This window comes from Nostoc sp. (genome assembly GCF_036917195.1).
Lineage (GTDB): Bacteria > Cyanobacteriota > Cyanobacteriia > Cyanobacteriales > Nostocaceae > Nostoc.
Genome location: NZ_JBALDG010000030.1, coordinates 1 through 12,939, shown reverse-complemented (window position 1 = coordinate 12,939; position 12,939 = coordinate 1). Strand labels below are relative to the sequence as shown.

The window sequence follows — 12,939 nt, the reverse complement described above, 5'->3', positions numbered from 1 at the left end:
ATCACTGAGGTTAAGATTTGCTAACCTAGTCTTAACATATTGAAAAATTTGCTGAGAAAGCTGAGAAAGTAGCTACCAACACTAATTTGTAGTGTTGGAGATTTCTCATCTATAAATGGGGTGTTTTAGTGTGTTAAGAATATATATTTTTATTCAGAGGGGGTTATGGCTGTAAATTTGGCCCGAACTACTGCTTCTGTAGAACTTTTGAAGCAAGTATTCCAGAACATTGATGCACAAAGTTGTCCAAGGTTATTCAACTTTCATATGCACACTGTCTACTCAGATGGGAGGTTGCAGCCGAGTGGATTGATGGAGCAGGCGATCGCTATTGGGCTAAAAGGATTAGCGATCACCGATCATCATGGTATTATCGGCTATCAAGCGGCCCTTGCTTGGTTAGAAGACTGGAAGTGGAATAATCCTGGTGCAAGCACTCCTTACCTGTGGAGTGGCGTGGAAATCAATGCTAACCTTTTGGATATAGAAGTTCACATTTTGGCTTACGCTTTCGGGACAGAACACCCTAGTATGAAACCCTATCTCCAAAGAAGGGCGACTACAGGCAAAGAATATCAGGCAAGTAACGTGATTGCCGCTATTCATGAAGCTGGGGGATTGGCAGTTCTGGCTCATCCAGCTCGTTACAAGCGATCGCATTTTGACTTAATTCCAGCTGCGTCCCAAAAGGGTATCGATGGTGTGGAAACTTTCTACGCCTACAATAACCCCAACCCTTGGAAACCTAGCATATTGGAATCAGAACAAGTGCAAAAGTTGGCTGATGAATACTTTCTTTTCAATACCTGTGGTACTGATACCCACGGTTTGAGTTTGCTACAACGCTTGTGAAAATGAATCCATTTTTTTCAACTCTCCTGGTTCAATCTGCCAGGAGGTTATTCTATTTTGGATTTTCAATTAGTCAAGGCCGACTATTCATCAAAGGACTATAGTCGATTCTTCGTAGGAATCACAATCATCGAGAAATAGGGGACTTTGGCTGGATCAACTTCATCCAGAGGTACGATGCGTTGCTGTGACGTTGATGCCCGCTCAATATATCTTGCTCGTGATGCTAGCCCTAATTTATGTAAGATATCCCGCACTTTCGTAAAGTGGCGACCTAGTTTCATAATTGCTGCTGCATCAGTCATCAGCAGATGTGTAGTCAGTTCTTCTGCTGGCAATGGGGCGGGTAGGACTGTGAGAATATCGGTGTAGTAGGTGAAAGGTACACCCAAGGCTACCGGACAAGCCATCAGCGAGGAAACTCCGGGGACGACTTCTGTTTGGTACTGGTCAGATAACCGCGTGAACAGGTACATGAACGAGCCATAGAAAAATGGGTCACCCTCACATAGCACCACGACATCTCGACCCGCTGCTAAATGGTCGGCAATTGGTTCAATTTCCTTGTCGTAAATAGACTTTGCCTTTTCTGGCTCTAAGGCGCGGGGGAGGTGAAATAGCACCTCAATTTGATTGCCAGGAAGATACTGCGCCACGATCGCTCTAGCGATACTCTCTTTATCTATTGCTGATTGATAGGCTACCACAGGAGCCGCACGTAATAATCGCAGTGCCTTCAGAGTCAATAGTTCTGGATCGCCTGGCCCGACACCAATTCCATAGAGACGACCTTTGGGTTTCATATTCATTCTTCCTCCGTTGCCAAGGCATTAACTGCTGCTGCGGCGATCGCACTCCCACCGCGCCGACCATGTAAGGTTAAAAATGGTACATTCTTACTGTCTGCTGCCAGTGCTGCTTTCGATTCGGCTGCACCAACAAACCCAACAGGAAAGCCTAAGATAATAGCAGGTTTGTCAGCTACTTCATCAAGCATTTCTAAGAGTCTAAATAGTGCTGTAGGTGCATTGCCAATTGCTATAACTGCTCCTTGGAGGTGCGATCGCCATAATTCTAAAGCTGCCGCCGACCTTGTAGTACCCAGACGCTGGGCAATTTCTGGCACTTCCGGCTTGTTAAGGGTACAAATAACTTGATTGTTTGCAGACAACCGCCGCCTGGTAACGCCATCGGCAACCATCCGGCAATCGCACAGAATCGGCGCTCCTGCTGCCAGTGCTTCCCTTGCAGATTGCACTGCTGTTGGTGAATATCCCAAGTCAGTGACGATATCCGTCATTCCACAGGCATGAATGAGACGTACAGCAACTTTTGCTACATCCGTTGGTAGCACATCTAGGTTCGCTTCTGACCGGATGATTGCAAAGGAATTACGGTAAATTTCGTTGGCATCTCGGATGTAGTCGGGCATTCGATTGGGATTTTAGATTTTGGATTGATTTGTTTAATAATAGATATTCCCTTTTGATTAGAAGAATACCTAATTTAATTAACCGCAGAGGCGCAGAGAACACAGAGAAAGAGAAACAGAGGAATTGGGTGATCTTGCACTGTGAAGGGAGTAATCAATCATCTGTATTTATCTGTGTGCATCTGTGGTTCCATTTTCTAAATATTTATTAAATAATTGCTGTAATTGTGCTGTAGAATATCGATTAGCAAATTTCCCAAAGGACTCATCAGAATTTAGGCGTTGAATTTTATATACATATAGCATCTGCTCTATTAATGCAGGTAGTTCAGCAAAAGTCACATATTGATATATTTCACGTCCGAATTTCTGCTTGCTGTCACCAACATAAACGTGATAGCCCTCCACAGTTCCATTGTCAGCCTGAATGCTGACACCGAGCAGAGTAATATCACTCTTGCTATGCTGGGCGCAGGATTTTTCGCAGCCACTAAAGTGGATATTAACTGGGCAATCCAGAGTGAGGCAAGTTTCAAGATATTCTGCTAATGCCAACGCATGACTTTTGGTGTCCGTGGCAGAAGCGGCGCAACCCTTCTTACCAGAACAGGCAACTAATGCACTTTTGATGTTGATTGCTGAGGAATCTAATCCTAAAAAAGCAATTTCACTTTGGACATCGCCACCCCATTGGTGAGGAATATCTGTTAGGAGCAAATTTTGCCAGGGGGTTAGTCTTAGAGTGCCACTACCATATTTTGCTGCTAAATCTGCTAAACCCCGCATCTGTCTACTCTCTAATCGTCCAAGGGGCAAGACGACACCAATGTAAAATAAACCTTTTTGACGTTGGGGATGGATACCAATATGTTGATAGTTAGCATCTAACGCCTCTTTTTGCAAGAAAGTAGAAAATTCCTCTTCCTTGCCGCACTTCGTGCCGCTGCGCGAACGCAGGGAAGGCGGTTGGGGGGTTAGGTGTTTTCTTATTTCACTGCATAAAAGAGAAAAAGGTAGACGCTGCTCAACTTCCTGAAGATAATTTTCACAACCCAAAGTATTTAATAGCTCTAAGAGACGTAGCCGACGCTTACTTATAGTATTACTATGAGCTAAATAGACATCCGCCAAAGCTGCTAAGACGGGCAAACATTTCTCTGGTGATAACAAAATTCCCATATCGCTAGGCGGTTGACCTTTCTCGCCTACACTGAGATGGAGGCGAAAATAAACATTACCGTCAACTAAGACAGCAGCAAATGCGATATCATTCAAGCGATCGCTCACTCGAATTATCCCACCACCATCAAAGCAAACGCTAAATTTTGCCGACAGTCCCGAAAGCGCCGAATGTGCAGCAATATAATTATCCCAAGCTTGGACAAAAGGGCGAGTGTCTATTAATTCTTCCGGGTCGATACCAGCAGTTGGACTGGTCATAATATTACGGATGTGGTCTACAACAGTGTTGCCAGAACCCAGCCCCATATCCTGTAAGAGCTTCATAACTTCAGGACTTATCCCCGTGCGGATCTCACGGATTTGGAGGTTAGCTCGATTAGTCACATCCACATAGCCGCCCCCGTGCTGTTCTGCTATATCTGCGATCGCACGGCACTGCTGACTAGTAATAATTCCACCAGGTATTCTAATCCGAGATAATATACCATCTTCGGCGGGTGTAGGATAAAACAAGCCAGGACAAGTGGCAAATCCAGAAAGCAAACTTGGAACTCCTTCCCTGTGCAGCGCAGGGAGTAGACGGTGAGTGTGTCTTGAGGACATCTTGAGAGTTGGCATTCTGACTTGGGTAATCCCATCACAGCTGCGGCACAGTCCCGGAATTTCACCGGAGTTTCCCAACTCCAAGCTCTAGTAATTTAGCACGAGAAGGTAGTCAAAAAATTTAATACTTCATATTTTGAATCAGCCTATCCACGCCCAAGGAGTTGCGATCGCAAAATCTTGCATCTGTTGGTAGAAGAAGCGATCGCTAGACATTACAATTTTACAATTAGGCTATTCAAAAACATAATTTTGAGCCACTTTCCAATAGCGCGAGAACCGCTTCAGGTCAATATAGCCGTCATACTCAAAAAATGGTTCCACCTCTAGCACTTCCACTGCAATAGAACCCTCTATTTGATTGCAGATATCATCAAACCGGGCACTGGGACTGTTGGCTGTGACGACTAAATTCGCATCATGTTCTTGAGCAAAAGCTAAAATTTCTTGTGCTACATCACCACGACGGATAACAACGGGTAACTCTAGCAAGCATTCGTAGATGAAAGCAAGACGTTTGAGACTCAGTTGCCATTCTTTTATCAAAGCCTCGTCCCAAACCCAGATAGCTGGGGCATCGGAGTATTTTTGCAGTACTGGGTTGTATGGACTGAGGCAATCTCCATGTACCCAAACAATTGGTTTACTCATTAGATTTTGGTTTTGTTTTCTGTTAAAAGGCAAAAAATCTTAGTACAGCATTTTATTAATTTGTAGCGAATTAAATTTAGCAATAGCAATGCCAATGCATCCCTCTACAATGCCAATGCGTCCCTTTACAATGCCAATGCGTCCCTCTGCAATGCCAATGTGTCCCTCTGCAATGCCAATGCGTTCCTCTGCAATGCCAATGCGTCCCTTCGCATTTAAAAACGCTACAAATGCTATGCTGACATGTACTTAGCGCCGCTTCTTCCCACGCTGCCAACTTTGGCTATTGGCTTGTTGACTAAATTCCCCTTTAGGAAAAAGTCGCTGTTCTAATTCTTCATAACTACCTTCAAAATCACAATGACCGTAAAGCGGACATTTCTGGCAATAAACGCTTTTGGTGTAGCGTTCTAAGTTTTCACGGTTGAAAAAATACGGTTTATGACTAAAGGTGCTGGCAACCCACTGCCATGACATATTATTGCTAGCAGGATCTCCATCTAAAAGATGTTCGAGAAACCACTTGGCTCCTGTTTGCCAACTAATACGCCGCCAATGGACAATGTAAGCCGCTAGCCACATCCGGGCGTGGTTATGTAGATAGCCAGTTTCTTTTAAGTCACGGCTAAAGCTGTCGATGCAAACTCTGCCTGTGGTTCCTTGTCTGATATCTTGCGGTAATTCCGGTGCATATTCAGCCGCAGTGTAACCAGTTTTGTACTCTTCCTGGTCTTTCCAGATTCCATCCCCTAACTTCACATACAATCGTTGCCAGTAGTCGCGCCAACCTAACTCGTTAATTAGTTTCGTAGCATCGTCTTGCTGCTGTACCCGTTCAAGGACATAATCTCGAATTTCTCGCAAACTTAAAACGCCATAGCGGATGTAAGGCGAAAGTCGTGTTACAGCACCTGCGAGAAAATTACGTGTTTGCGCGTAGTTTATTGGGTCAATTTTTTGCAGTACTTCTTCTGCCGCTTTGCGTCCTCCCAGAGTTTCGCTGATGTGGCGATCGCGTTCTGCTGCATCTGCAAATTGTTCGCGGAGGTAGGCTACCAACTCATCGCGGTTGGTAAATTCGCGTTGCATATCTTTAGACATATGAACTTTGAAGGGTAGGAATAAATAAACAAAAATACCTGTAGGCTAAATCATTATTATCGCGGATAAACACAAGCGATCGCTCTCAACCTTATGAGAGAACTTTTTTCATCGTAAGCAAATATAAATGGGTACATAGGCTAGCAAGAACCGCAGGTATCGCTTTGATAGCAATTTTCTCCAGATTATCAGTAAGTAAAGCTAAGATATCAGATAAATCTGTCACTTTTCAAGACGATGAGCCTGTGCATCAATCCTAACTGCCAAAATCCTGACAACCTTGATAATCTACTGCGCTGTCAAAGCTGTGGCTCTGAATTGCTACTAGAAGGGTGTTATCGAGTAACACGACCTATAGGCAAAGGTGGCTTTGCTAAAACATTTGAGGTAAGTGACAGTGGCAAGCTAAAAATTTTGAAGGTTCTTATACTAAATCAAGCTAAAGCGGTATCACTTTTTCAGCAAGAAGCTGAAGTTTTAAAGCGACTAAATCATCCAGGAATTCCTAATGCTGAGGAATATTTTCAGTTTTTTCCTCAAAATAGCCAAGAGCCAGTTCACTGTTTGGTAATGGATAAAATTGATGGAGAAAATTTATACGAATGGTTAGAAAAACGTGGTAATCGTCCCATCAGTGAAAAGCAAGCAGTCTTTTGGTTAACGCAGTTGACGAATATTTTACACAAAGTACATCAGCAGCAGTTTTTCCATCGGGATATAAAACCTTCAAACATTATGCTAACTGGTGATGGACAGTTGGTATTAATCGACTTTGGTATAGCACGGGAAATTACCGGAACCTATGAGAAAAAACAAGCAGCAGGTCAAATCACAAAATTTGTTTCTGATGGCTATGCTCCATTAGAGCAAATCAATGGTCATGCTGTTCCGCAATCAGATTTCTTTGCTTTGGGTCGTACTTTTGTCCATTTGCTGACAGGAAAATATCCTCTTGATCTGATGGATGACCCCTATGGCGATCCATATACTGCTGATCTAAACTGGCGTGTTGAGGCTAATCAAATATCTCCTTTGTTAGCAGATTTTATAGATCATCTAATGATGCGACCAGTAAAGGATCGCCCAGCGAATACCCAGGCAATATTGGAAAGGTTGGTAGAAATTAATGAAACTTTATATCCCGCGAAATTAACGAAATCAGAGTCTGTCAAACCATTACCAATAGTCGATGGGCAAATATTTTTTTTAGAACGCACTCTTGGTAGTTGGTACTCTGGACACTCTGACGTTGTTTGGACTTTAGCAATGAGTCCAGATGGACAGACTTTGGTTAGTGGAAGTGATGACAAGACAATTAAAGTATGGAATTTGTATAGTGCTGAGGAAATTCAAACCATTACACCGCATTCAGCAGAAGTATTTGTTTTAGCAATTAGCCCAGACGGTCAAACTCTAGTTAGTGATAGTGACGACCCAGAAATTAAGTTATTTAGCATGATAACGGGTCAAGAAATTCGCATACTAACTGGGCATTCAGCAGATATCACCTCTTTGGCAATCAGCCCAGATGGACAAATGTTGGTTAGTGGCAGTGTAGACAAAACAGTAAAAGTTTGGAATTTGCATAATGGAAAAGAAATTAATACTTTAGCTACATATTCAGATCAAGTGACTTGTGTGGCAATCAGCCCTGATGGTCGTACTGTGGTTAGTGGTAGTGCAGACAAAACAATACAGATATGGCCAAAACGCATTATAAGCGGGCATTCAGCGTGTGTTAATTGTGTTGCAATTAGCCCAGATTCTCAAATACTAGTTAGTGGTAGCGATGACAAAACAATAAACCTATGGAACCTCAACACTGGGGAGAAAGTTTGTGCTCTTATAGGACATACAGGACGAATTTTGAGTGTAGCATTCAGTCCTAACGGTAAAAATTTAGTGAGTGGCAGTGATGACGGAAAAATTAAACTTTGGGATCTCAGTACCAAAGAAGATATTTGCACTCGTAATGGGCATTCAGGTGGCGTGAATGCACTTGTATTTAGCCTTGATGGACAAATTGTTATTAGCGGTGGTGGGGACAATATGATCAAGATGTGGCGAATATATTAGCTTAATACTAGAGTAATAGACCTATTTATATGAATTGAGAAGCTGCTAATTAATTTTAGACACTGATGAATGAGATGCGATCGTTCAACTTATGTACAATTCTAAAGCGATCGCTACTGATGAATTAAGATGCGATCGCTTAATCTATGTACAATTCTAAAGCAATTGTAATCTCTTACAACCCCACCATGAGTAACATTCCCGAAATCGGACAACCAGCACCAGATTTTTCTACACCTGACCAAAATGACAATCCAGTTAGTCTCTCTAACTTCAACGGTCAGTGGATTGTGCTTTATTTTTACCCCAAAGATGACACCCCCGGCTGTACCACTGAAGCAAAAGATTTCACCGAATTGTATCAAAACTTCAGCGAATTAGGAGCCAAAATCTTAGGTGTAAGTCCAGAATCTGGTAAATCCCATTGTAAATTTATCAGCAAACATAACTTGTTAATTACCCTCTTAAGCGACCCCGAACATATTTTGACAGAAGCTTATGGTGGTTGGCGCTTAAAGAAGTTTATGGGCAAAGAATATATGGGTGTGGTTCGCTCAACTTTTTTAATTTCACCTGATAGAATTATTGCCTATACTTGGCCAAATGTGAAAACCAAAAGTCATGCTCAAGCGGTTTTAACTAAATTACAAGAGTTAGCGGGCACGTAAAGCATTATTAATCATTTGTTCCAAGTCCAATTGTAAACACAAATGACTAAAGTTAATTATCTTTGTTCTTCTTTTCTAGGTTAATACTAGAACAGTGTCATAATAGTTATACTACATCTTTGAAATGAATTATGGTTCAATTTATCCAAGCACAAAATGTCGGGCTTGCCTATTTGGAGGAAAAATTTAGTCTCAAACTAGCCGAAAATGAGGCATTCTTCACAGAATGGTTGGAAAATTTACCGGAAATTACAGATTTAGAAAAGCAGGATTTAGACAAAGTAAAACTTCATTTTATCCGTTTAGTCAAGCGTCCTCCTTTATCAGAAGAAACGGTGAAATTAGTAGTTTTATCTCCTTTACTCAATTTAGCTGGATTTTATGATGAGCCTTTTTATCTGAGAGGCGAGCAATCAATAGAAATTTCTGCCGAGGATGAAGGAGAAATTATTAGAGGTAGAATTGATATTCTAGTTATTCAAGAACAATTATGGTTATTAGTAATTGAATCTAAAAGGTCTAGCTTTTCTCTTTTAGAAGCCGTACCTCAAGCACTTGTTTATATGCTGGCTAATCCTAGTGAAGACAAACCTACTTTTGGATTGGTAACCAATGGTAGTGATTTTATTTTCCTGAAATTTACCACAGAAAATCAGCCAAAGTATGCTATATCTGACCAATTTACACTTTTGAAACGAAAAAGTGAACTATATCAGGTTCTAAGTGTATTAAAAAATTTGAGTCAAGTTTTGAGTTAATAATTATGTCTATTCGTCCTATATACCTTGATTGCCATGCTACCACCCCCGTAGATGAACGGGTACTAGCAGCAATGCTCCCCTACTTCACAGAACACTTTGGCAACCCATCCAGTATTAGCCATATTTATGGTTGGGAAGCAGAAGCTGCTGTCAAACAAACGCGAGAGATTTTAGCAGCAGCAATCAATGCCACACCAGAAGAAATTGTTTTTACGAGTGGTGCAACAGAAGCGAATAATTTAGCTATTAAAGGTATTGCCGAAGCTTATTTTAAAAAAGGTCAGCATATTATTACTGTTGCCACTGAACATAGTGCAGTTATTGATCCTTGTAATTATTTAAAAACTCTCGGTTTTGAAATTACTATTCTCCCTGTCCAAAAAGATGGATTGATTGATTTAAGTGAGTTAAAAAAAGCTTTCCGTCCTGAGACGATTTTGGTATCGGTGATGGCTGCAAATAACGAAATTGGTGTGTTACAGCCTTTGGTAGAAATTGGGGAAATGTGTCATGAACACAACATTATTTTCCATACCGATGCAGCCCAAGCTATTGGTAAAATTCCCCTAGATGTGCAAGCGATGAAAATTGACTTGATGTCGTTAACAGCACACAAAGTATATGGCCCAAAGGGCATTGGGGCGCTGTACGTCCGCAGGCGCAACCCCAGAGTGCAACTGGCTCCCCAGCAGCACGGCGGCGGACATGAGCGGGGGATGCGTTCTGGGACATTGTATCCACCGCAGATTGTCGGCTTTGGGAAAGCTGTAGAAATCGCTTTGATAGAACAAGCAACAGAAACCCAACGCTTCACCCAGTTAAGGCAAAGCTTGTGGGAACAGCTTTCCCAAGTTGAAGGAATTCATCTTAATGGACATCCACAAGAGCGATTGGCGGGAAACTTGAATATCAGTGTTGAGGGAGTGGATGGAGCCGCACTTTTGCTAGGATTGCAGCCAGTAATGGCGGTTTCTTCGGGATCTGCTTGCTCGTCGGCAACCACTGCACCCTCCCATGTTCTCACAGCACTGGGACATTCAGAACAGCTAGCTTATGCCTCAGTCCGGTTTGGTATTGGACGATTTAATACCCAAGAGGAAATTGATATTGTGGCGAAACATACGATCGCTACTATTCAAAGTTTACGCAATCCCTCTTTTATGGATTCTCCTGTAAGAAAGCGCCAATCTGATCTAGCTCCTGCTGATTGAGGCGAAATTCTCCAGCCCCGATGATTCCTTCCACCTGCTTGGGATTCCGTCCACCAACGATCGCCCCTGTCAGCGCCGGATTGTTTAAAGTCCAAGCGATCGCCACCTCACCGGGGGAGCGATCGTGTTGTTCACCAATCTGCTGCAACACCTCCACCAGCTTCAAATTACGAGATAGACGTGGCTCCTGAAATTCACTATTCTTTTTGCGCCAATCATCATCTGGGAAATTAGCAACCCGCTCAGGTGTCATCTTTCCTGTAAGCAAGCCAGATTGCATAGGTGAATAAACAATCACACCGATGTTGTTTTCCTTACAAAAAGGCAGAATCTCCTTTTCGACATCGCGCTTAACTAGTGAGTAAGGCGGTTGCAATGAGGTAACTGGTGCAATCTCCTGGGCACGTTTCAACTGTTCTACATTGAAGTTTGAAACCCCGATATAGCGAACCTTACCCTCATCCTTGAGCTTGGCCAAAGTCGTCCAGCCTTCTTCAATTTCTGAGTCAGGGTTGGGCCAGTGAATCTGGTAGAGGTCGATAGTTTCAATGTCGAGTCGGCGCAGACTAGCTTCAACCTCCTCCCGCAGAGAATCCGCCTTCAGACTGCGACTAATTTCGCCCTTTTCATCCCAGATCAGTGAGCATTTAGTGAAAATGTAAGGGCGATTAGATCGACCTTTGAGCGCCTTAGCAACAATCTCCTCCGAATGTCCCAGACCATAGACAGCTGCGGTGTCAATCCAATTAACGCCGAGGTCAAGAGCCTGAGTGATCGCAGCGATCGATTCCTGGTCATCCTGCTCTCCCCAACCAAAAGCCCATCCACCTCCACCGATCGCCCAGGCTCCAAAGCCGATTGAGGTAATGTGAAGCTCCGAATTGCCGAGCTGTTTGGTTTGCATATCTAGCTTATCCAAGAATTTTTGAGTCAATTGCTAGTGTACGCTGCAAATATCTTCTCAACCGCTATCTGAAGTGTGAATGGCTATTGGTGGAAACACCACATAATCACTACTTGTGTAGATTACTAAATCCTGAATGTTGTGTTCTTCCTTACTTCTTGTAGACTAGTACACTGTGGCGGAAAACAAGGGGATGCCCCTTGTTTTGTCTGGTTAAATTGAGATAAACCTCATCTATATTGAGAACCGTAGTTTTTGCCCTCACCCTAAATCCCTCTCCCCCTATTTGGGAGAGGGACTTCTTTCCGGCTCCCCTTCTCCCAAATTTGGGAGAAGGGGCTGGGGGATGAGGGTTTTTTCTTTTTATGCGGAAAGAACTATAGTTTTCAAGGTGGACGCAGTTTAGTAGCTGGATTTACGCGCCTGCTGTACTAGACTTGCTCCAAGATAAGTAACATTTGTCAGTGTTTATCAAAATTGAGAAGTAATATGTCAGAAGATTTAAAAGGCAAAGTTGCGCTGATCACAGGTGCAAACAAAGGTATCGGGTTTGAGATTGCCCGCCAATTGGGTTCTAGAGGTGCTACTGTTCTTGTTGGTGCAAGAGATATAGGACGTGGTGAAGAAGCAGCGAATAAACTTCGTTCAAATCAGATCGATGCCCGAACAATTCAACTTGATGTCATCGACCAAAAAACAATCGACTCTGCGGGTAAACAAATCGAGAGCGAATTCGGAAAACTTGACATCCTTGTTAACAATGCTGGGATAGTAAGTGATGGCGATCGCCTTCCACCTAGTCAAGTTGATATTGAAACACTGCGACACACTTACGAGACAAATGTATTTGGAGTCTTTGCAGTTACAAAAGCCCTGTTACCACTCTTGAAGAAGTCAAAAGCAGGGCGAATAGTGAATTTATCAAGTGGTTTAGGTTCTCTGACTCAAAACTCTGACCCAAATAGTGAGTTTGCTGATTTTAGGTATCTTGCTTATAACTCATCAAAGACAGCATTGAATGCGATCACAGTTGTGTTGGCCGGTGAACTTAAAGATACCCCGATCAAAGTCAATGCTGCTGATCCTGGTTTCACAGCAACTGACATTAATCAACACCGAGGGTACCGCACTGTTGAGCAGGGAGCGATCGCAGCAGTAAGACTTGCTACTCTACCTGATGATGGTTCTAGCGGAGGGTTTTTTAATGAAAATGGCGTGGTTCCCTGGTAGAAAGTAAGGGGGCATGGGGCACTTGTACTGAGCGAACGCAAGACCGTCTCTAAGAGTTGCCGTAAAGCCTGCGGCATAGCTACGCCCTAAGCGCCAGCCTCTGGTAGAGTTGTATTGAGCAGGAGTTAGAAAACTCGTTTCATCCACCTTTGAACTGGATGAATCCACCTTTAATACTCGTTAACGAGTGTTTTAACTGGATGAATCCACCTTTGATACTCGTTAACGAGTGTTTTAACTGGATGAATCCACCTTTGATACTCGTTAA

12 protein-coding genes and 1 riboswitch are annotated in these 12,939 nt (G+C 42.9%); of the genes, 6 read left to right on the top strand and 6 right to left on the bottom strand.

What is annotated here, in order from left to right; genetic code table 11:
- The first annotated feature begins 165 nt into the window (after positions 1–165).
- On the top strand, positions 166–852 hold the full coding sequence (locus V7K40_RS10585) for a PHP domain-containing protein (RefSeq protein ID WP_334959240.1): 687 nt from the start codon (positions 166–168) through the stop codon (positions 850–852).
- 98 nt (positions 853–950) lie between these two features.
- Here V7K40_RS10585 and V7K40_RS10580 read toward each other — a convergent pair whose 3' ends face one another.
- The 5 genes from V7K40_RS10580 to V7K40_RS10560 form a co-directional block, all read right to left on the bottom strand.
- Positions 951–1,655, bottom strand: a complete 705-nt coding sequence (locus V7K40_RS10580; RefSeq protein ID WP_334959273.1) for a precorrin-2 C(20)-methyltransferase — start codon at positions 1,653–1,655, stop codon at positions 951–953.
- A gap of 2 nt (positions 1,656–1,657) precedes the next feature.
- The gene (locus V7K40_RS10575; protein WP_334959237.1) at positions 1,658–2,284 is read right to left on the bottom strand and encodes a precorrin-8X methylmutase; all 627 of its coding nucleotides are present in this window, start codon (positions 2,282–2,284) and stop codon (positions 1,658–1,660) included.
- A gap of 168 nt (positions 2,285–2,452) precedes the next feature.
- Positions 2,453–4,084: a precorrin-3B synthase gene (gene cobG / locus V7K40_RS10570; RefSeq protein WP_334959235.1), complete on the bottom strand. Its 1,632-nt coding sequence runs from the start codon at positions 4,082–4,084 to the stop codon at positions 2,453–2,455.
- A riboswitch (cobalamin riboswitch) is annotated at positions 4,058–4,190 on the bottom strand. (Overlaps the previous gene by 27 nt.)
- Before the next feature lie 113 nt (positions 4,191–4,303).
- Positions 4,304–4,720, bottom strand: coding sequence for a hypothetical protein (locus tag V7K40_RS10565; RefSeq protein WP_334959233.1), 417 nt, complete (start codon positions 4,718–4,720; stop codon positions 4,304–4,306).
- Positions 4,721–4,969: 249 nt separating this feature from the next.
- Positions 4,970–5,821, bottom strand: a complete 852-nt coding sequence (locus tag V7K40_RS10560) for an FAD-binding domain-containing protein (protein WP_334959231.1) — start codon at positions 5,819–5,821, stop codon at positions 4,970–4,972.
- Between the two features lie 237 nt (positions 5,822–6,058).
- On the opposite strand from V7K40_RS10560, the gene V7K40_RS10555 reads away from it, so the two are divergent.
- From V7K40_RS10555 to V7K40_RS10540, 4 genes are all read left to right on the top strand, one after another.
- Positions 6,059–7,897, top strand: coding sequence for a serine/threonine-protein kinase (locus tag V7K40_RS10555; protein WP_334959229.1), 1,839 nt, complete (start codon positions 6,059–6,061; stop codon positions 7,895–7,897).
- A gap of 188 nt (positions 7,898–8,085) precedes the next feature.
- Positions 8,086–8,565 (top strand): thioredoxin-dependent thiol peroxidase, encoded by a 480-nt coding sequence (bcp, locus tag V7K40_RS10550; protein WP_334959271.1) that lies wholly within the window; start codon positions 8,086–8,088, stop codon positions 8,563–8,565.
- Between the two features lie 131 nt (positions 8,566–8,696).
- Positions 8,697–9,323, top strand: coding sequence for a type I restriction endonuclease (locus V7K40_RS10545; protein WP_334959227.1), 627 nt, complete (start codon positions 8,697–8,699; stop codon positions 9,321–9,323).
- A gap of 5 nt (positions 9,324–9,328) precedes the next feature.
- Positions 9,329–10,537, top strand: a complete 1,209-nt coding sequence (locus V7K40_RS10540) for an IscS subfamily cysteine desulfurase (RefSeq protein WP_334959225.1) — start codon at positions 9,329–9,331, stop codon at positions 10,535–10,537.
- Here V7K40_RS10540 and V7K40_RS10535 read toward each other — a convergent pair.
- On the bottom strand, positions 10,485–11,441 hold the full coding sequence (locus V7K40_RS10535; RefSeq protein ID WP_334959223.1) for an aldo/keto reductase: 957 nt from the start codon (positions 11,439–11,441) through the stop codon (positions 10,485–10,487). The genes V7K40_RS10540 and V7K40_RS10535 overlap by 53 nt on opposite strands.
- 489 nt (positions 11,442–11,930) lie before the next feature.
- On the opposite strand from V7K40_RS10535, the gene V7K40_RS10530 reads away from it, so the two are divergent.
- A complete protein-coding gene (locus V7K40_RS10530; RefSeq protein WP_334959221.1) occupies positions 11,931–12,671 on the top strand; it encodes an SDR family oxidoreductase in 741 nt (246 codons plus the stop codon).
- Positions 12,672–12,939: the final 268 nt, after the last annotated feature.